We start from the raw sequence: 19,318 nt of genomic DNA, 5'->3' as shown, positions 1-19,318 counted from the left end.
CGGTACGAGAGCGGTACGACCGGAAGCAATGGCGCGGTGGAGGACGCCGGGCCGAGATCGGCGCGGTCCAGCGTCAGCGCGGCCGGAACTGGCGAGTCGGCGGACGCGCCGCTCAGCCGAGGGTCAGTGCCAACGCCGGCCGGGCGGTGAGCGTGTCGCTCGTGACGAACGCCAGGTCGATGACCGGGTCGGTGAACGACACAGGGATGGGCACCGTGACCGGGAGACCGTCGGGGAACGGCAGGTCCGGGGTCAGAGTGATCTTGATGCCGGCCAGCTTGCCGACGAACCGGGTGGAGTAGAAGGCCACATCACCGCGGACTGTCAGGCGGTCGGTCGCGTACTTCTGGGTGCGCCCCCGGGGACCGTCCGCGGTCAGCAGGAAGTCGTCGGTCACGGCCTCCTTCATGCTGAACTTCAGCACCTTCAGGGTGCCCTTCTCGGTTTGCAGGTCGGTGATCCCCTCGAACCGGAGCCCGGTCATTGTGACCTTGGATCCGGTGAGCTTCGACGGCGTCTGGGCCACCTTGGGCAGACCCGGGTCGGCGGCGATGCGCGGCAGTGGCTTGCCCGGCTCCACCTTGCCCGGACTCTCGGGCTTCGTCGTGCCCGGCTTACCGGGCTGGGCCGGCGACGGGCAGGCCGTGGGCTTGGGCCGAGCCGTCGGCGTGCTTGTCGGCGTGACGGTCGGGCTCGCCGACGGTGTCGGGGTGGCCTTGCGGCGTCCACCGGTGAGCAGGTCGCCGATCCCGTCCAGGATGTCGGTGATGATGTTGCCGCCCCGCTCGGGGCTCGCGCTCGGGGTCGGCGTCGCGGTGCTCGAACTGGGCGACGGCCGGACCGACTTGGACGGAGTGGGGCAGGCGTTCGCGGCGGGCCGGACCGGTGCGGCCTGCACCGCTCGGGGCTGGGTTGCCAGGCCGGCGGTGGCCAGGCCGAGCACCACAAGTGCGATTCCGAAGGCACGCGGATCGGCGGATCGGTTGGGCCACACGGGCGAAGGGCGTGCGTCGTCCGGTTCCATGACCGCCTGGTCCGCGGTCGGGTGCTCGGCGGCCGGCTGGTCAGCTGTTGGTTCGTCGGCGGGCGGCTGGTCCGCGGTCGGCTGCTCGGCTGTTGGTTGGTCGGCGGTCGGCTGCTCGGCTGTTGGTTGGTCGGCGGGCGGCTGGTCGGCGTCGGCCTGATCGGCGTCGGCATGGCCGGCGTCGGCATGGCCGGCTGGGGGTGCCGCCGCGCGGGAGGGCGTCCACGCGAAGGCGAGCGCGCTGCCGACGATGCCGAGCAGCAGGCCGACGAAGAAGCCGCCGAGGTTGAGCCCGATCAGTGAGTAGACCGCCGTGACCGCCGCGACGATCGAGTAGAACAGCCGCTGCGCAGGGCTGAGCCAGATCAGCAGGCCGCAGGTCACCAGAATGACCGGGATCAGCAGCGAGAGCAGGCCGCTGGCTCCGCTGTGGAAGCTCAGACCGTTGATGGTCATGCGCGTGGAGGCGAACATCTCCACACCCGCCAGGATGGTGAAGAGGCCGCCCCAGAACGGTCGGCTCCGCTGCCAGCGGCGGAAGCTTCGCCACGCCTGAGCCGCAGTGTTGGGGCGGGCGTGGGACGGGTTGGCGGTTGTCACGTACTCCTCCTGCCGGAGCGGGGGTGGGGGCAGGGGCGCGGCCCGCGATGGTCTGCCAGCGCGGGCCCGCGCTCAGCTCAGAAGCACTCCTTGCCCTTGGCGTCCTCGCCCACGTTGACCTTGAGCCGGAGGCCGACCAGGTTGAAGGTGGCCGCGGTCGTGTACCGGGACACCTGCTGCAGGTTGCGGATGCTCACGTGCTCGGAGTTCTGGCCGAACGAGCCCTTCTGCGCCGTCGGGTTCAAGTCGGTGGCGTCGCGGCCGATCTGAATGTTGGAGAAGGTCGCATTGCCGTTCAGCGAGTCCATCGCGATCATCAGGTCCTTGGCGCGTGCGGGCTCCTTGCCCTCACCGGCGTTGATGGTGAGCACCACCGGCAGTCCGGGCAGGTCGGCGCGGACGGACTGGCAGAGGTTGTACAGCTCTGCGCTGCTGATCTCGGAGAGCGCGACCGGATGCACCTGGCCGTCCTTGCCCTTCTCGCGGACGATCCCGCCGTACTGCTTGAAGCCGTCGCCCTCCAGGCGGTCCGCGCCGATCTTGAACGTCTGCCCGGACACGGTGATGTCGGACGCGATAGCGCCGCTCGACATGCCGAACAGGATGACGCCGACGGCAGCCGTGGCGGGCACCATCATGGCGGCGAACCGACGCCACCGGGTACGACCGTGATTGTCCTGCACCGGTTCCTCCTCGAGTGGATGTGCGTGGGGCCGGTCCCGAACCGGAGGCCCCGCGCCGGACCCGTCGCTGTTACCGGCGGGTAACGACCGAGCTTGATGGTGCACCCGTTGCGACGCAGCTCACAACCCCCCGCTTACCGCGCGGTAACACGAGGGTGACCAATCGACAGGGGTTCATCACGATGCGTCGAACTTTCCGAAGGTGCATAGGCCAGAAAAGATGACAAGGGCGGGCATTGATCATCACAACAACTACCGAGGGCGACCATATATCGAGGGATTACAATCAGGTAACGAATGTAAAGTACGCAGGTCGCGACCCACCTGTTCAGGTTGTCGCCCCCGACCGAACATCCGAGCGTCCGGTCGATCCCGGTGGCCGCCCGGATGCCCTAGGGTTTCGGCGTGAATCTGAACGACGTACGGCGCGACTGGACCAAGCTGGGCGCCGAAGATCCGCTGTGGGCCGTGCTCGTTCAGCCCGGCAAGCGCGGCGGGCGGTGGGACGTCGACGAGTTCCTCGCCACCGGCCGCGCCGACGTCGAGGAGACGACCGGCTGGCTGGAGCAACTCGGCCTGCCGACCCGGTGGGAACGGGTGCTGGACTTCGGCTGCGGGGCCGGGCGGCTCTCGCAGGGCCTCGCACCGCACGCGGACGAGGTCGTAGGCGTCGACATCGCTCCGTCCATGCTGGAGACGGCCCGGCAACTGGACCGGAGCAGCGGCAACATCCGCTTCGTCCTCAACGACGCACCTGATCTGAGCCAGTTCCCCGACGGCCATTTCGATCTGGTCTACAGCGCGCTGGTGTTGCAGCACCTGCCCCGCCCGGCGATCGACAGGTACCTCGCCGAGTTCCTGCGTGTCCTACGGCCCGGAGGCGTCGCCGTCGTGGGTCTGCCGACCGAGCCGGCGCGTACGGCAAAGGGCCTCATCTGGAAGGTCGCGCCGTTCCGCCTGATCAGCTGGGCGCAGCGCCGGCTGCTCAACTATCCGGCGCCGATGAGCATGACGGCCGTGCCGCACGCCGACATGGTGCGGCTGGTGGCGGAACACGGCGGGGACATCGTCGGGCAGCGCCCCGACCTGCCGTACACCGAAGATTGGGTGTGCACCAGGTACGCGGTGCGGCGCGCCTGACCCACCGCCCGGCCACCTGGCAAGCGAGCGGGCCGGCCGACCCTCGGGGTCGGCCGGCCCGGTCAGGTCGGCGTGCGGTGGTGTGATGGTGGGGGTTGGTTACGGCTTGCTGCGCTCCACAGCGTGGCGCCCGCCAGCGGGGCCCGGGGAGTCCTCGACCGGCTCCGAGGAGGCCTGCGATGGCAGCACGGTTGTCGGCTGGTCGCCGGTGTGCACAGCCGTCGCGTCGGGCCGACGGCGACTCGCGCGGATGATGATGAACAGACCGAGCAGGGCCAGGGCGAGGCCCAGGATGCCGAGAACGATCGGCACCACATTGGTCAGCAGGGTGATCTGACCACGCGCGTCCTTGGCAGCATCGGCCTGCTGCTTCTGGGTTTCCTCGTTGAAGATGAGAGTAGCGTCGATGATCTTGATCTTGTCCGCGCCGGTCTCGTCGCGGAGGGTCTGGAGCTGCTTCTCCTGACCCTTGACGATCACGCCGCTGTCCGGCTCCACCCAGAGGGTACGGGTGTTGGCGTAGTAGCGGCCCGCGGTCACCGTGGCCTCGGTCGAACCGATCAGGTTGCCCGGAACGTCGATCTCGCTGATCTTGACCGGCTCGGCGGTCATCTCGAACTTGTAGACGGTCAGACCCTGGAGCTGCTCGGTGCCCAGGTACTTGGCGGGGTACGACTTCCGAGCGGTGTTGTCGAAGTACTGGTAGGTCTTCTTCTCGGTGCCGAACGGGAAGGTGTAGGTCAGGCCCTCGTGCTTGAAGGGCGCGCCGTTGATGTCCTCGGCGCAGCAGGCGACCGCCTCGGCGGTGCGCCGGTCGAGGGCGACCCGGTCCGTGCTGACCGTGATCTCCTTGCCGGCGTCGTCGATCACCCGGACACCGACGTTGAAGACCACCCGGTCGGCGTTGCCGTCGTCGACGTCGCCCCGCACGGCGCGGTGGGCGGTCAGGTTGACGCCGCTCCGCTCCGACAGGGTGCTGAAGTCGAGGACTGTCGCGTTCTGGGCTTCTGAAACCGTTACCGAACTCTGGTCAAGGGGCACCTTGACCAGAGCGGGCGCGACGATCAGCGGCGTCGCCACGGCCCCGACTATCAGGAACGCGCCTGCCGCCACCAAGATGGCACCCGATGTGGATCGCATGTAACTCCTCCCCTTGTAAAGACTCGACTAGTCGGCTGACAGTACATGACGAGGCCGATTTCGGATATGGTCCGAGGCGACCTTCGAGGCGCACCGACTCAGGTCGAACGCAGCCGCCCTCCGGCGGCATCAAGAATGGATGTTGAGGGAACTGTGAGCCGACCTGTCAAATCGGACTCGATCAGCGGCCAGGGTGGCCTGTCCGCGCCTAATACTGGCCGTTCGGCTGGCTGGTTGCCCGCTTTGGAAGGGCTCCGGGCCGTGGCAGTACTCGGCGTGGTCGTCCACCATGTCTCCTACCTCAGCGGTCTCACAAACTCGTTCTCCCGCTTCGCAGGTTTGCTGGCCAGGCTGGATGTGGGGGTGGCGATCTTCTTCGCGCTGTCTGGCTTCCTTCTCTACCGACCATTCGCGCTCGCCGCCATTCATGGGCAATCCGGCCCGCCTGTTCGGAGATACCTCTGGCATCGTGCACTGCGCATTTTGCCCGGGTACTGGGCAATGGCGGCCGTCGGACTCGTCTGGCTCAACTTCGATTACCTCAGGTCGGTCTGGGACTGGGCAATTCCCCTTCTGCTGGCACAGATTTATCAGCCATTGCGACTACCGGTCGGCATGGAGCAGACCTGGAGCCTGGCTACGGAGGCGACTTTCTACCTGGCGCTGCCCGCGATAGCGATGCTCGGCCGCCGAATGGGCGGTCGAACTCCGCTGGGCCGAGCCCGACGCCAACTGATACTCGGTGCCGTACTCGTCCTTGCCGGCTTGACCTGGAATGCGTATGCGCACGGTCCCGACTCGCCACTACCGGGACTTGCGGTGCTCTGGTTGCCCGCCTTTCTGGACTGGTTCGGCATCGGCATCATGCTGGCCGTGCTCGCCTCGTGGCCCGCCAGCACGACCTCGTCCCCGTTCCTCGCGGGCCTGGCCGGGAGCAGATCCGGGCAGGGCGACGACATGTGGTCCACCACGCCGCGCGGTCTGCGCGTCTTCGCGTTCGCCCCGGGAACGTCGTGGCTCATCGCCGGCGCGCTGCTGTGGATCGTCAGCACTCCGATCGCCGGCCCGCGCGCGCTCGAACCCACGAAGTCGATCGAGTCGGTCGTCGAGCACCTGACGTTCCTGCTCATCGCCTGGTGCCTGATCGCCCCCCTCGTCGGCCCGGGCTCGGGCGGGGTGCCGCGAGCGCTCCTCGGCCATCGGGTGGTCCAGTTTCTCGGCCGGATCTCCTACGGCATCTTCCTGTGGCACCTCCTCGCCCTCGAGGCCTGCTTCCGCCTGCTCGGATTCACCCGGATGAACAGCTCCTTCTGGGTTATCCTCGCGATCACGCTGGCCCTCACGATCCCGGTCGCGGCGGCCAGCTACTACCTCATCGAGCGGCCCTCCCGGCGACTGCGGCGGGTCGGGCAGCGGCGGGGCGACCGCCCCGGGCCCGAGGTCGTCGACCCCGACTCCCTGGTCCAGGCGCCGACGCCAGTGCCAGCGCTGCAGGCCGCGTCGTCGGCCCCCGGCGGGCACCCGACCCTCGCGGCGCAGCTCGTACCGCCCGCGGACCCGGCGGAAACGCAACACCAGAGCGGCGATCGCGACGAGGAGCAGCCCGGTCGGAAGCACCACAAGTAGATCCGCCAGCCGTTCCGAGCCGACCCGCGGCAGCCACCACCGCTGGGTCCCGTAGGCCGCGAGCCCCAGGGCTGCCGGCACCCAGATCCAGCCGGGGTTTGGCGTCCGGCGCCGGTGCAGCACCAGGACCACGGCGGCGCAGCCGAGCCCGACCCAGCCCCCGAGCAGCGCCGGCACGCCCACCGCGAGCAGCGGCGCAGTCGGCATCGTCGACGGCACCACCGGGTACGACGGCCGGTGGCGACGCGCGGGGATCAGCGCCGCGACGACCAACAGCAGAAGCAGACCCACGCCGACGCGCAGTACGAGGGCGTACTGCTCCCCGGGTGTGAAGACCATCTCGACGCGGCCGGCGGCCCCGGCCGGCACGAGCCACGCCTGCTTCCACCCGTCCAGGCGCGTCGGTACGAGCTGGACGCCATCGAGGGTTGCCCGCCAGCCGGGGTTGGCGTTCTCCGGGACGACCAGGTAGCTGCCGCCACCCGCCCCGACCTCGACCGACCGACGCTTGTCGTCCCAGCCGAGGACCGTAACGGCCCGACGGGGCGACTCGGTGTCCGCCGCCGCGGCGGGTCGCACTGCCGGCTCGCCGGTCAGGATCACGCTGTCCACGACGAACCACTCCGGCGGCGCGGAGACCTCGTTCGGGCCGCCCCGCAGCGAGACCACGTCGGCATCCGCCTTCGGGGTGGCCGTGACACGGCCCGTCGGCTTGGTTTCGAGAAGGCACGCGCGGTACCGCAGCGGCCGCAGATCCCGCAGGTCCCGCAACGTGCCCGAGGCCGTCGTCGGCATCGGCGCCCCGTTGATCACGATCGTCGGGCCCGCGCCGCACGGCAACGTCACCTCGCGGTCGAGGCCACGGGGCTGGTTGAGTTCGGGTACGCCCTGCACATCCACGCCGCTGAGACCGACCGGAAGCGGTTGCGGCTCGAACAGCGCTGTCGACCGGTTGATCCTCGGCACCGTCGAGGTCACGGCCACGGCGAGGCTGCGGGTGCGCAGGGCCGGGAAGCGTGCGACACCGTCCAGGTCGACAGTCACCTCCCGGATGCCGTCGTCGCCGGTGATCCGGACCGTCTTGGGCGGAGCCGCCACCAGGCTCTCCGCGAACCGCAGGCGCACCCAACTCACCGTACGGAGCTGGGCCCAGCGCATCTTCACTGTCGGCTGCGAGTCGTGCGGATCCGCCCACCACGCCGTGCCGTCGTCCCCGTCGCCAAGCGACCTCGACGAGGCGACCGGATCGTCGAACCACGAGCTCGACGTGGTGAAGGTTTCGCCGCCCGTCATGTCGTCGTACACCGCTCGCGCCAGGGCGGGTGTGGCGCGGGCCAGGCCGGTGAGGTGGAAGGTGGCGGACGCCGGCAGGTCGAAGCGGCGGGGCACCAGTCCCTTCTCCTCGCCCTGCCGGATAAGGTCAGGAGAGCACAGGTAGTAGCCACCAGCGGCAGCGCAGGCCGGCCGGTCCACTGCCCTGCGGGTCAGCGCGACGACCTCCGGCGCGCCGGCGGCGTCGGGCACCGCAGGCAGTTGCAGGTACCGCTGCGGGCTCACCCCCGCAACGCGCACCTCCCGGATGCCCGCGCGGCGACCCGGCACATCAGCACCTCCGACACCGTCGATCGTCACCCGAAGCCAGGTGGTACGCCCCGACGGCAGTGACAGTCGCAGCGGTGCCGACCCGGCGTCGACCACCGAGTGCACGTACGAACCACCCTCGGTGCTGACCTCGACCCGGGTGACCGGTGCGCCGACAACCTCGTCGTCGACAACCTGCAACTCCACCGAACCAGCTTGGATCTTGTCCTGGTACCGGATCTCCACCCACTGGCCCACGGGTTTGCGCGCACCGTCGGACAACCACGAGGTGCCGCCGTCGCCGTCGATGGCCGCGAACGGGATGGCGGAGGGGTCACGCAACCCGGCCGGCCCCGCGACGTCGGCCGCGCTGGAGGACGCCTCGACACCGGCCACCCCGGCATATCCCGACGAGGTGACCGACGACGCCCACGCGGGGTCGACTATGTCGTTCTCCAGGCGCGGCAGTTGGGGCCGCTCCTCGGGGGTGAACGTCCGCGAGGTGTTGCCACGGACGAGGCCGAAGTCGACCTCCCGGTTTCGCAGGCTGTCGGCGAGCACCGTGCCCCCGCCGGTCGCCGACGGAGCATCGCCGTCGAGGATCACCGGCCGGTTGCCGAGCACACCGGCGTCGCTGAGGTCCAGCAACGTCTCCGGTGCGCCGACCAGAGAGAGCGGCTGTGCCGCGTCGGTAAGTGTGACCCGAGGGGTCGGCCGGTCCACCTCGTAGATCTCCACCGCCTGATAGGGCTTGTGCAGCCCGTAGTCCCACGCCCCGGCGAAGTCCGGCGTCGCCCCGCTGTACGGGCCGAACGCGGCGACCCGGAACAGCCCGGGAGCACTCTCCAGCGTGCGGTGCACGAGAACCGGCCACGCGATGCCGCCGACAGGCTGGCGAAGGTCGTTGCGGACGAGCAGGTATCGCACGCCGAGTCGACCGAGCACGTCGGCCAGCCCTGGCGAGGCGGTGCCGGAGGCGAGTCGATCGTCGATCGCGGAGAGCAGCCGGGCGTTGCCCACCGACCCGGCCGGCACCAGCGACCGCACCGCCCACGGCGAGTCCAGCAGGGGCTGGACCGGCTCGTCCAACGATCGTCCCCAGGTGTACTCGGCGAAGTTGGAGCCGGGGACCAGCAGCGTGGTGCCCGGGCCGGCGTTCCGGTCGAGCCATCCAGTCGCTTGCCGCCAGTGGTCGGGCACCGCCCAGAAACCGCCGCTCGCCGCGAGCCCCGCACTCCCGGCGCCGCTGGTGACCGCGAGCAGTGCGACGGCGGTGACGCCCAACGCGACCCGCCGGGGTGCCATGTTTGTGGGACGCGTGAACCGGCGGATGACAGCGATCCGGCCGACGGTGTGCAGCATGTGCGCGGTGGCAAGGGCCAGCGGCAGGCGAAGTACGACGTCGAACTTGTGCAGGTTGCGGAGCGCGGCGAGCGGGCCGTCGAGGGCCTCGCGCACCGTCGAGGCGAAGGCGGCACCCCCGTCCGACAGGTTTCCCGCGGTCAGGGTCAGCAACCCGACCAGCGCCCCGATGAACAGGAACCGCCGCTCCGGCAGATCCCGACGGGCCAGACCGGCCAGGCCGATGCACGCGATCAGGCCGGTGAGCACGATCATCCAGAGCGACGTGACCAACGCCCATCCCGAGCGCCACCAGGGCACCCCGTCGACGGCCAGGTAACCCACCCAGTGGGTGGCGCCGCGCACGGCCGACGGGAGCGACGTCACGCTCGTCGTGACCGCCGCGCTCTCGGTGTAGGGCAGGAACGGGAACCCGTACTGCTGGAGGAGCAGCAGCGGCGCCAGCCACCAGAAGGTGGCCACGACCATCGCAACCGTCCACCACGCAAGCAGGCGGATCCGTCGCCAGCCGGGCGCGCGGGTCACCACGAAGAGGAACGCCGGGAGTACGGCGCACGCGGCGGCGGCTCCGTTCGCTCCGCCCATGCAGACCACCGCCAGTCCGCTGAGCGCGGCCGCCCGCCGCAGCGAGCCACCCGCGGCTCCCTTGACGAGTGGCAGCAGCACCCACGGGGCGACGCAGTACGGCAGCAGTTCCAGCGACACGGTGCCGACGAGGGAGAGCGCCCGGGGCGAGAGCGCGAACACCGCGCCGGCCACCAGGCGTGACGCCGGGCCGCCCAGGTCGAGGGCGCGAGCCAGCCGCACGACACCGGTGAGGGCCACACAGAGCAGGGCCGCCATCCAGAGCCGCTGGACGAACCAGGCCGGCAGCCCTACCGCCTCACCGAGCAGGAAGAACGGCCCCATCGGGAAGAAGTAGCCGACAGCCTGGTTCTGGAGGGTGCCGAACTGCCAGTCCGCAGTCCACAGGTGGGTGGCCCGGGCGAGGAACCCGCCTGGGTCCAGGGCCATGTCCAGCTTCGTGTCGGGCACGATGAGCCCGGGCTCCTGGGTGACGCAGAGACCGATCAGCGCGAGGCAGACCAGCAGCTCACGCAGGCGCCACACCGCCAGGGACACCGTGGCGGTCGGTATTCCGGGGGCGCGACGAACTGTCGACCAGGCGGTCAGCACTGCCGTACCGGAACTCCGGTGAGCAGTTCGTCCCCGCTGGCGTTCCGCTCGCTGATGTCTTCGGCTCCGATGCCCGCCCCGAGCAGCACCTGGCGGATCGCGGCCGGGTCAGCGCCCGGCACCAGGATCCACAGGCCGTGTTCGTCGGCAGCGACGTGTCGGGTGCGCGGGAGGAGTGGGGCCACCCGGGCGAGGAGGCTCTCCGGCTGGTCGGTCCGGACCACGAAAACTGCGTTCCCCGCAGCCCACGGCACCGCACGCGGCTCGAGCAGATCCCCGAGTACCGCCCGGACCCGCCGGCCGGTGTCGGCCCAGCCGAACGCGCCACTCCACTGTCGGCACTCGGCGGCCATCCGATGCGCCTCGGCCGGCACCGCGAGGGCGTCCAACGCGCTGTCGAGACCGGCGGCGAGATTCTGCGCGGGGTTCTCACCCTCGCTGACCAACCATCCGGTGCGGCCCGGTCGGACAGCGTCGCGGAGGCCGTCCACGTCGAACGCGACAGTGGGCAGCCCGGCGGCGGCGGCCTCCACCACCACGAGACCCCAGCCCTCACCCCACGAGGCGGAGACGTGCAACCAGGCGGCGGCGAGGAGCGCGTCCCGCTCGGCGGAGGGCAGATGCCCGTGGACCGTGACCGTGTCGCTCAGCCCTCGCTCGTCGACCAGCTGGCGGATGGTCGGCACGTCCGGCCCACCACCGACGATGTCCAGGCGCAGGTCGGGCCGTTCGGCTCGGAGCTGGTGGACGGCGTCGAGCACCAGATCCACCCGCTTGTGCCGGGTCACCCGACCGACGCAGACGACACGGGGTCGGCTGTCCCGGGCCACACCGCCGGCTGCCGGCGGCGCCGATGCGTCGGCGCCGTTCGGGGCGACGACCACCGGACCGGCCCAGTGCAGCCGGTCCCGGATGGCCACGGCCGTCGAGGGGGAGACTGCGAGGGTCACCGCACGGCGGTAGACCCGGCGGGCGACAGGCCCTTCCAGCCATGCCCCGAAGCGGCCCACGACCGGGCCGAAGTACAGCCGGAACTGGCGGTCGTGCACGTGGTGGATCACGCAGACCACCGGCACGGCCGCCGGCAGGACCGCCGGGCTGAAGAACGGGATGCCGTTCTGACAGTCCACGACCGCGTCGAACTGACGCCGCCGTCGCGCCAGCCAGCCCAGCACCCGGGGGTAGATGCTCCACCGGCCGCCGACACGGACGATCCGAATGCCGTCCCGGACCTCGTCGCCGCGCTGACCCGACGGGCGCGCGGTGACGAAGGTGACCTCCGCCCCGGCGCTCACCAGGTCGCGGGCGACCTGCCAGGCGTAGACCTCGGCTCCCCCGGCATCCGGATGCCAGGGGTCCTTCCAGTTGAGCACCGCGACCCGGCGGCCCACGACCGTGGCGTCGGTCGTGGGCGCCGCTGTCGTCCGGGGTGATCCGACACTCACGGCCGCATTCCAACGGTGGCGGTGCCACCTGTCACGTCCGGGGTGACCGGAATGGTGACGACCGGCATCGGCGTCAGCATCGGCGTCGCGGGGGCGACGTCGGCGCCGCGGAGCCGCCACTGGATCTTCGCGACGTCCACGAAGCTCTGCCAGCCGTGTCGAACCGGTGAGAAGCGGGAGCCGGGCACATCCACCCAGTCCACCGGGACCTCCACCAATCGGGCGCCGGCCCGCTCGGCGCGGCCCAGCACCTCGACGTCGAACGCGAACCCACCGCACCGAAGTGGTGCGAAGGCCCGCCGCGCGACGTCGTTACGGAAGAACTTGAACCCGCACTGCGTTTCGCTCACGCCGCGTACGACCTGCCGGACAGCGCCACGGAACGCCACAGCGCCCCACCGTCGCAGCAGACTGTGCCGCTGTTGGACGATCGACTCGGGGTGGGCCCGCGACCCAACCACCGCATCGGCCCCCTCGGTCAGGAGGCTGAGCACCCGCCCGAGAATGGCCGGCGCGGTGGCCAGGTCCGCGTCACAGAAGCCGACGTAGCGCGCGTCGCTTGCCAGCACGCCGGTACGCACCGCGAAACCCTTGCCCGGTTTGCCACACCAGAGCAGCCGCACGGGAACCGGACCGGCCGGTGCGCCTGTCACCACCTCGGCGGTCCCGTCCGTGCTGGCGTTGTCGACAACGGTGACCCGGCAGGGCACACCGAGGTCGGCCAACGCCGCCCGGAGCAGGATCAGGGTGTCGGGCAGCCGGAGTGCCTCATTGAACGCGGGCACCACGACGTCGAGTACAACCACATCTGACGACACGTCAGGAGGAAGGACCTCCATGGAGGGCCGTCAACGCTCGCCGTACACGATGATGGGCTGCTCGACGTTCGCAGGCTTGCTGTTGGTGTTGGTGATTGTGGACGTCCCGATCGAGACGGCCAGGATTCCGAGCACGGCACCCACCGCCGCGGCGACGACCGCGGTCAGGAGGGGGTTGAAGGATGCCTTCATTGATGATCCCTTCGGAAAAAGGTACCGAAGAGTAACATGCGTCACCGCCGAGTGACCCGGTGCAAAAGAACGATCAACAATGTGGCCCCGAGTACCGAATACCCCAGCACCGGCACTATGCCGATACGCCCGGTCGACTCGGAGAAATCGGCACCAGGCAGGCGTAACAGGGTTAACGACCCGTCTCGCCGCACCAGCTCGGCGTCCGCGAAACGGCTCTCCACCTGGGCGGCGTCCGGTTGATCGGTTTCGATGAGTACATACCGCACGCCGAGTCGACGCAGGGCCGGCCCAGGATCGCCGGGCACCGCCAACGCTTCCGCCACCCGATCGGCCTCGCGGCTCTCCCCCCGAATCCGGTCCCGACCGACAAGCACGTCCTGGTCGCCGATCACCGGCCGCCGGAACGCCCGCGACGCCGGATCGAGCACCGGCACGTTGCCCGCCCACCGGTAGGCCCGGAAAGAGGACCAGGGCAGTGAGACGAGGCTGCCACCGGCCGGATCCCGATTCACCTCGGCGCGCACCACCGACCACTCGGCCGGATACCGCACCGTGTCGAGCTGACCGCTGAGACCCCACGCCAGACCAGGCAGGAGCAGCACCGGAGCGGCCACCACAAGCGGCGCCCAGGCCCGGGCCCGCGCAGACGTCAGCGACTCCACGAGCATCCCGAGACCCACCGCCTGCACCAACGCCAGCGGGGCGAGCAGCCGGGTGCCGTCCCGGACCGCGCCGGCCAGCGGAACGTGCTCGACGAGCGCGACCATCCACTGCGCACCCACCGACCAGGCCGGCACCACGGTGATCACGGTGCCCAGGACCGCGCCGGCGAGCAGGCCCCACCACGCCGCCGACGGCCAACGACGACGGGTCAGCACGTACCCCCAGAGCGCCGCCGCGGCGAGCACCAGCGCGAGCAGGGCAACCGGCCACTGGTCCCGACCGACCGGTACGGCATTGCGGCTCCAGATGCCACCGAGCGTGCCGACGCTGCCGAGCACCCCCAGCGGAGTGTCCGGGCGGACAGCGAAGGCGGCGACCCCCCGCTCGTCAAGATCGACGGCGCCACCACGGCTCAGCAACGCCAACCACCACGGTGCGGTGAGGCCGACAAGCGCCGCCGCACCGGCCACCAACGCCCGCCACCGCCGCGCCAGGGCCAACGCCGGGGCGCAGGCGAGCACAGCCGCCAGCACCATCGCCGGGCCGCCCAGCACCACAGCTACCCCACCGGCCACGGCGGAACGCCGACCCGGGCCGGTGCCGCCGGGCGGTGGCCGCAGCACCCCCAACACCCAGGAGTACGCCCAGGGCAGCGCGGCGTAGCCCGCGATGACCGCCCACTGCCCGAGGTGCAGTCGGCCGTACACCCAGGGATTCCAGACGTACGCGAGCCCGGCCGCGAGCCGCGCCATCGGGTGGCTCACGGGAGCCAGCCGGGCGGCACCCACCGCGGCCAGGGCGAGACAGGCGGCGAGGAGCACCTTCTGGGCCACGTCGGCGGGGATCAGCTGGGACAGGCCGACCGCGAGCAGTTCGCTGGGCACCGCACGGGGCAACTCGGAGCCGCTGCCCCAGACCGTGGCGCCGAACGGCGGGTCCGGCACGAACACCATGTCGTAGCGGAGGACGTAGCCACGGCGGAGCACCGCGCCGAGAATCGCGATGACCACGCCGAATCCGAGTGCCGCCTCCGGCCACCACCGACGGAGTACGACGGCAGCCCGCAGCAGCGCCGGGCCGAACTCCGGTGACGGTCGACGCACACGAACCCCCATGGACCTGGACGGGACGCGGGCCCGACATCGCGCCCGGGGCTCCGGACAGCACTCTAGGCACAGGGCAAGTGCGGACGGTAGCTTGCCCAGACGACTTCGACCAGCGGCCCGCGACGACGACGCGCGGCTCGGGACGGACCCGTTCCCCCCGGCGAACCGACATGAGGCGCGATGACAGAGACGACGGCTGGGCCCGGCACGGGTCGCATGGGAGCGGCTGGCGCGGCGGTTGCGGGCGCCGCGATGGTGACGAACGGCCTGGCCTACCTGCTCCCGATGCTCGGTGCCCGGCACCTGGCGGTGGAGGAGTTGAGTGTGCTGGCCACGGTGCTGGCCCTCGTCGCGATAGCAGGCGTCGCCGGTGTGGGCCTGCAGATGGCGATCGCCGTGCACCGGGCCCGGCACCCGGGCGCACCGACCAGCCGGGTCACCCTCGTCACCACTGCCGTCGCCGGTGGTGCCGTCGTCGTGGCCGCGCCGCTGATGATGACCGCGTTGCGGCTGTCGTTGACTGTCGCGGCGCTTGTCGCCGCCACCACCGTCGCGGTCGTCCTGGCCGCCCGGTGGCTCGGCGAGTTGCAGGGTGAGCAGCGCTTCCTCCGCCTCGCGTGGGCGATGGGGGTGGTCGCGGTCGGACGGTACGGCGGCATGATCGTCGCGCTCGTCCTCGGCGCCGGCGTCGTCCACACCCTCGTGGCCGGCATGGTGACCTCGTACCTGGTGCTGCCCGTGCTGGCCTGGATCGCCCGACCGGCCCGGCGGGCCACCTCGGACGGGGACCGCCCAGTCGGCACCGCCCTGCGCATCCGGCAGGTGACGAGTGCCGGCACCGCCGCGCTGGCGATGCTCGCCGTGTCGTACGCCGACCTGATCTTCGCCCGGCAACTGCTGTCACCTGCGGACTCCGGGGCGTACGCCGTCGGAACCGTGCTCACAAAGGGTGCGCTCTGGGCACCCCAGGTGATCGTGGTGCTGGCGCTGCCCCGACTGGCCGTGGGGGACAACCGGGTCCGCACTGTCGTGCTCGCGATCGTCGCCGGCTGTGGTGCCGTGCTCGTCGCCGCCTCGGCCCTGGCCGGCGGTTTCGCGTTCCGGCTGGTGGGCGGCGAGGACTACGCGTCCCTGGGTGAGTACGCCCCGTTCTTCGCCGCCACCGGCGCGCTCTACGCGCTCGTCTTCGCGGCGGTCAACGCGAAGATCGCGGCGGGAGCGCGCTGGCCCTCCGCGCCGCTGTGGGTGGCCGCGGGCGTCCTGGCCATCCTGACCATGGCCGTCGCCCCACGGACGTTCCAGGGCATCATGTGGTGCGCTCTCGCCACCGCCGCGGCGACCGCGCTGGTGATGGTCCTCAGCCTGCCGTCAACCACCGGCCGAGCAACTGGTGATCAATCGCGTCCACCCGGCCGAGCGGACGACCTGCCGCAACCCTCTCCCGCAACTCAGCCCGGGTGAACCAGCGTGCCTCAAGCAACTCCACGCCGTCGACGCGTATCTCCTCGGAGGTGGCGGTGGCCCGGAAGCCCACCATCAGGCCGGCGGGGAACGGCCAGCCCTGCGACCCCTGGTAGGTCACGTCGGTGACTGTCACACCCGCTTCCTCGGCCATCTCCCGGCGGACCGCGTCCTCCAGGCTCTCGCCGACCTCGACGAAGCCGGCCAACGTCGAGTACGACCCCTCGGGCGCGCCTGCGTGCCGGGCCAGCAGGCAGCGCTCCGGCGAGCCGGGCGCCTCCACCAACACGATGATCGCCGGCTCGATGCGGGGAAACAGGAGCTGCCCGCAGTCCTCACCGCCGCAGGTCCGGACGTGGCCGCCACCGCCCGCCACGGCCGGGGAACCGCAGCCGCCGCAGTACCGCGACTGCCGGTGCCAGTGCAGCAACCCCCGGGCGTACGCCTGGGCGGCCGCGTCGGCCGGGTCGAGCCGCCCCACCAGGGCCCGCACGTCGACGGCTCGTACCGCACCTGTCATCTCGACTGCCGACCGCTCGCTGAGCGTGGAGAGGTCCACGGCGAACACACCGACGTCGCCGTCGAGCCCCAGGAAGACCGTTTCGTCGGCGGCGGACCGGACAAGTGACGCCCGGTCCGCCGTGAGCCGCACCGGACCACCCCCGTCGACCAGGCAGTGGTCCTGCCACAGCGGCAGCACGACAGTTGTCGGCTCGGTCAGCAGTGCGTCCAGCCGGTGGGGATCGGTGCGCAGGGGAGCCGCCCGGTCCAACCAGCCGCCGCCGTACGCCAGCACCTGCTCCACAGCGTCCACTCCGCCACCCTGCCACGGCAGTGGACGATCACCCGCCCCGACCCGGCTCCCGTGACACGCCGGGCGACACGCGGCGGCGACGCGGGTGGGCGCAGCCGGCAGGTACGGCCGACCATTCGTTACCGTAGGTGTTCTCCGGGAGGGGAGACCTCCCGTGGCACCTGGCGATCGAGGTTGTAGTGACGCTGTACGGCGAAAAACGTCCATCCGCCGACGACCGGCCCACTGTTCAGGTCACCGCTGTCACCTGGCCGGACGACGAGACGGAGGCGGCCACACCGCCCGCCCCCGTCGGTGAGCCGTCCGACAGTGGGCGTCGACCCCGGCGGATGCGGATGCTGCTCGCGGCGGGCGTCACCGGCGGCGTCCTGGCGGCTGCGGCGGGCGCCGGCGCCTGGGCGTACGCCGGGGACGTACCCCGGGGCACAAGCGTGCTCGGCGCCGAGTTGGGCGGCCGGAGCCTCACCGCCGCCGACCGTGAGCTGCGCGCCGAGCTGGACCGGCGTGCGGCGGCCCTCGCCGCGCCGTTGAAGGTCACCGTCGGCGAGCGCACCGCCGAGATCAATCCTGCCGACGTGGGGTTGACCGTCGACGTGGCGGCGACAGTGGCGGCGGCTGCCGAAGCCGACGCGCACCCGGTCAGCCGGTTGGTCGGCTCCCGCACCGTCGATCCGGTGGTCACCGTCGACACCGACCGGCTGGACGCCGCGCTCCGCAAGGTGCTCGGCGACCAGGCCCGCCCGATGACCAAGCCGGCGATCACCTATCAGGGCACCACGCCGAAGGTGGTGCAGCCGAAGCCGGGGCTGGCGTTCGACCCGGAGCGCTCCGCCGACGCCGTCCGCGCCGGCTGGCTGGCCGGCACCCCTGTCACCGTGCCGCTCGTGGAGAGCCACCCCGCGACCACCGCCGAGGAGTTGGACCGGCTGGTCACCGAACTGGCGAAGCCTGCCGTCGCCGCGCCTGTCACCCTGCGCACCGACAAGGGCTCGGTGAAGGTACCGCCCGCCGCCATCGCGAAGAGCCTGCGGTTCACGGCCGACGCCGCCGGCAAGCTCACCCCGAACGTGGACGTGAAGCGACTGCGCGCCGCCCTCGGCGACAGCCTGAACGCTATCGAGGTGCCGCCGAAGGACGCGACGATGACAATCGCCGGCGGAAAGCCCAAGGTCACCGAAGGCCGCGCCGGCCAGCAACTGGACAGCGCCGCCCTGGGCCGCGACCTGCTGGCCGTGCTGCCGAAGACCGACGGTCGCGAGGTGACCGGCGAGGTGAAGGAGACACCGCCGGAGCTGACCGCGGAGAAGCTCGCCGGCCTCGGCATCAAGGAGCGGGTGTCCACGTTCACCACCCGGTTCACCGGTGGCCTGGCCTCTTCCCGCAGCCAGAACATCGTCACCATCGCCAAGAAGGTGGACGGCACCGTAGTGCTTCCCGGAAAGACGTTCTCGCTCAACGGGCACACCGGGGAACGCAGCTACAAGCAGGGTTACCGGGACGCGCCGGTGATCCTCGACGGCAAGCTGGTGCCTGGTGTGGGCGGTGGCACCTCGCAGTTCACCACAACGCTGTTCAACGCCACCTACTACGCCGGGCTGGAGGACGTCGAGCACAAGCCGCACTCGTACTGGTTCGACAGATACCCGGCGGTCATCGAGTCGACCATCTTCTGGCCGAACCTGGACTTCAAGTTCCGCAACAACACCGAGCACGGCGTGCTCATCGACACCTCGTACACGTCGAGCACGATCACCGTGTCCATCTGGAGCACGAAGATCTACGACAGCGTGAAGACGGAGTACGGGCCCCGGCGCAACATCACCGCGCCGAAGCTGATCCACCTGCCCCCCGGCCCGACGTGCATCGCGACGAACGGCATCAACGGCTTCACCCAGGACGCCTTCCGGGTCATCAAGAAGGACGGCAAGGTCGTGAAGCGGGAGAAGTTCACCTGGCGCTACGACGCCGAGCCCCGCTACGTCTGCGGGCCGAAGCCCTCCTGAGCCGCAACCTCCGCCACACGAACGCTGTGGACCGCCGGTGGTCAGCACCTGGCGGTCCACAGCGGAGACGATTCACTCTCGCCGCCACCGTCCCGCCTGGTGGAGCTGGATGTCCTCTTGGATCAGCCCCTAGCGGTCCACTGCGGATCCCACTTCGAAGGTTGTCCGGGCACGTGTGGCCTCCCACGCGGGTGTGTCCCGCTGCGTGATCTCGGCACCGGCATTCACTGATGGCCCCCTGAGCCCGTCCGCCGGGCTAAGGGCCCTGAGCCTGTCCGCCGGCGCTCCGGCGTCCTTGGTCGACTCCATATCGCCGAGATGGCGGTAACCCCGTCACGGGGATACACCCACGTCGCCGATATGGAGTCGATCGGGCCGGGTCCAAGCAGAAACGCAGAATGGGTCACCCGTGAGGGTGACCCATTCTGGAAAGATTGTCCGGCGGTGTCCTACTCTCCCACACCCTCACGAGTGCAGTACC

At 70.8% G+C, this 19,318-nt stretch carries 12 protein-coding genes and 1 pseudogene; 4 read left to right on the top strand and 9 right to left on the bottom strand.

Annotated features, from left to right (window positions below; genetic code table 11):
- Positions 1–112 precede the first annotated feature (112 nt).
- Together ACFY2Q_RS28255 and ACFY2Q_RS28250 are read right to left on the bottom strand one after the other, a co-directional pair.
- Positions 113–1,624 (bottom strand): DUF6114 domain-containing protein, encoded by a 1,512-nt coding sequence (locus ACFY2Q_RS28255; RefSeq protein WP_387135467.1) that lies wholly within the window; start codon positions 1,622–1,624, stop codon positions 113–115.
- A 77-nt stretch (positions 1,625–1,701) separates the two neighbouring features.
- The gene (locus ACFY2Q_RS28250) at positions 1,702–2,262 is read right to left on the bottom strand and encodes a DUF6230 family protein (protein WP_387135510.1); all 561 of its coding nucleotides are present in this window, start codon (positions 2,260–2,262) and stop codon (positions 1,702–1,704) included.
- A 450-nt stretch (positions 2,263–2,712) separates the two neighbouring features.
- Here ACFY2Q_RS28250 and ACFY2Q_RS28245 point away from each other — a divergent pair, with 450 nt between their 5' ends.
- On the top strand, positions 2,713–3,447 hold the full coding sequence (locus ACFY2Q_RS28245) for a class I SAM-dependent methyltransferase (protein ID WP_387135465.1): 735 nt from the start codon (positions 2,713–2,715) through the stop codon (positions 3,445–3,447).
- Positions 3,448–3,546: 99 nt separating this feature from the next.
- Here the strand turns inward: ACFY2Q_RS28245 and ACFY2Q_RS28240 are convergent, their stop codons facing one another.
- The gene (locus ACFY2Q_RS28240) at positions 3,547–4,587 is read right to left on the bottom strand and encodes a DUF3068 domain-containing protein (protein ID WP_387135463.1); all 1,041 of its coding nucleotides are present in this window, start codon (positions 4,585–4,587) and stop codon (positions 3,547–3,549) included.
- 45 nt (positions 4,588–4,632) lie between these two features.
- Here ACFY2Q_RS28240 and ACFY2Q_RS28235 point away from each other — a divergent pair, with 45 nt between their 5' ends.
- Positions 4,633–6,213: an acyltransferase family protein gene (locus ACFY2Q_RS28235; protein WP_387135507.1), complete on the top strand. Its 1,581-nt coding sequence runs from the start codon at positions 4,633–4,635 to the stop codon at positions 6,211–6,213.
- Between the two features lie 2,064 nt (positions 6,214–8,277).
- On the opposite strand, the pseudogene ACFY2Q_RS28230 reads toward ACFY2Q_RS28235, so the two are convergent.
- The 5 genes and pseudogenes from ACFY2Q_RS28230 to ACFY2Q_RS28210 form a co-directional block, all read right to left on the bottom strand.
- Positions 8,278–10,266: pseudogene (locus ACFY2Q_RS28230) on the bottom strand (alpha-(1->3)-arabinofuranosyltransferase family protein); the annotation flags it as partial.
- A 59-nt stretch (positions 10,267–10,325) separates the two neighbouring features.
- A complete protein-coding gene (locus ACFY2Q_RS28225; protein WP_387135460.1) occupies positions 10,326–11,777 on the bottom strand; it encodes a glycosyltransferase family 4 protein in 1,452 nt (483 codons plus the stop codon).
- Positions 11,774–12,562 (bottom strand): glycosyltransferase, encoded by a 789-nt coding sequence (locus ACFY2Q_RS28220; protein WP_387135458.1) that lies wholly within the window; start codon positions 12,560–12,562, stop codon positions 11,774–11,776. The genes ACFY2Q_RS28225 and ACFY2Q_RS28220 overlap by 4 nt, the downstream gene beginning before the upstream one ends.
- Positions 12,563–12,625: 63 nt before the next feature.
- Positions 12,626–12,787, bottom strand: coding sequence for a hypothetical protein (locus tag ACFY2Q_RS28215; RefSeq protein WP_357009612.1), 162 nt, complete (start codon positions 12,785–12,787; stop codon positions 12,626–12,628).
- Between the two features lie 41 nt (positions 12,788–12,828).
- Positions 12,829–14,568 carry a hypothetical protein gene (locus ACFY2Q_RS28210; protein WP_387135455.1) on the bottom strand — a complete coding sequence of 580 codons (1,740 nt, stop codon included), beginning with the start codon at positions 14,566–14,568 and terminating at the stop codon, positions 12,829–12,831.
- A gap of 171 nt (positions 14,569–14,739) precedes the next feature.
- On the opposite strand from ACFY2Q_RS28210, the gene ACFY2Q_RS28205 reads away from it, so the two are divergent.
- Positions 14,740–16,020, top strand: a complete 1,281-nt coding sequence (locus ACFY2Q_RS28205) for a polysaccharide biosynthesis protein (RefSeq protein WP_387135453.1) — start codon at positions 14,740–14,742, stop codon at positions 16,018–16,020.
- Here ACFY2Q_RS28205 and nudC read toward each other — a convergent pair.
- A complete protein-coding gene (nudC, locus tag ACFY2Q_RS28200) occupies positions 15,917–16,834 on the bottom strand; it encodes an NAD(+) diphosphatase (protein ID WP_387135450.1) in 918 nt (305 codons plus the stop codon). The two genes, ACFY2Q_RS28205 and nudC, sit on opposite strands and share 104 nt — an antisense overlap.
- A gap of 179 nt (positions 16,835–17,013) precedes the next feature.
- Between nudC and ACFY2Q_RS28195 the strand changes: the two genes are divergently transcribed.
- Positions 17,014–18,837, top strand: a complete 1,824-nt coding sequence (locus ACFY2Q_RS28195; RefSeq protein WP_387135447.1) for a VanW family protein — start codon at positions 17,014–17,016, stop codon at positions 18,835–18,837.
- Positions 18,838–19,318 lie beyond the last annotated feature (481 nt).

Origin of the sequence: Micromonospora sp. NPDC000316 (genome assembly GCF_042898885.1) — a bacterium.
Taxonomy (GTDB): domain Bacteria; phylum Actinomycetota; class Actinomycetes; order Mycobacteriales; family Micromonosporaceae; genus Micromonospora.
The sequence above is the reverse complement of the archived record's forward strand: the minus strand, read 5'-3'. Positions and strand labels throughout refer to the sequence as shown.

Coding starts and splice junctions, on each gene's coding strand:
- ACFY2Q_RS28250 (WP_387135510.1), bottom strand. CDS start 2,262: ATGATGGTGCCCGCCACGGCTGCCGTCGGCGTCATCCTGTTCGGCATG.
- ACFY2Q_RS28240 (WP_387135463.1), bottom strand. CDS start 4,587: ATGCGATCCACATCGGGTGCCATCTTGGTGGCGGCAGGCGCGTTCCTG.
- ACFY2Q_RS28235 (WP_387135507.1), top strand. CDS start 4,633: ATGACGAGGCCGATTTCGGATATGGTCCGAGGCGACCTTCGAGGCGCA.
- ACFY2Q_RS28215 (WP_357009612.1), bottom strand. CDS start 12,787: ATGAAGGCATCCTTCAACCCCCTCCTGACCGCGGTCGTCGCCGCGGCG.
- ACFY2Q_RS28210 (WP_387135455.1), bottom strand. CDS start 14,568: ATGGGGGTTCGTGTGCGTCGACCGTCACCGGAGTTCGGCCCGGCGCTG.
- ACFY2Q_RS28205 (WP_387135453.1), top strand. CDS start 14,740: ATGACAGAGACGACGGCTGGGCCCGGCACGGGTCGCATGGGAGCGGCT.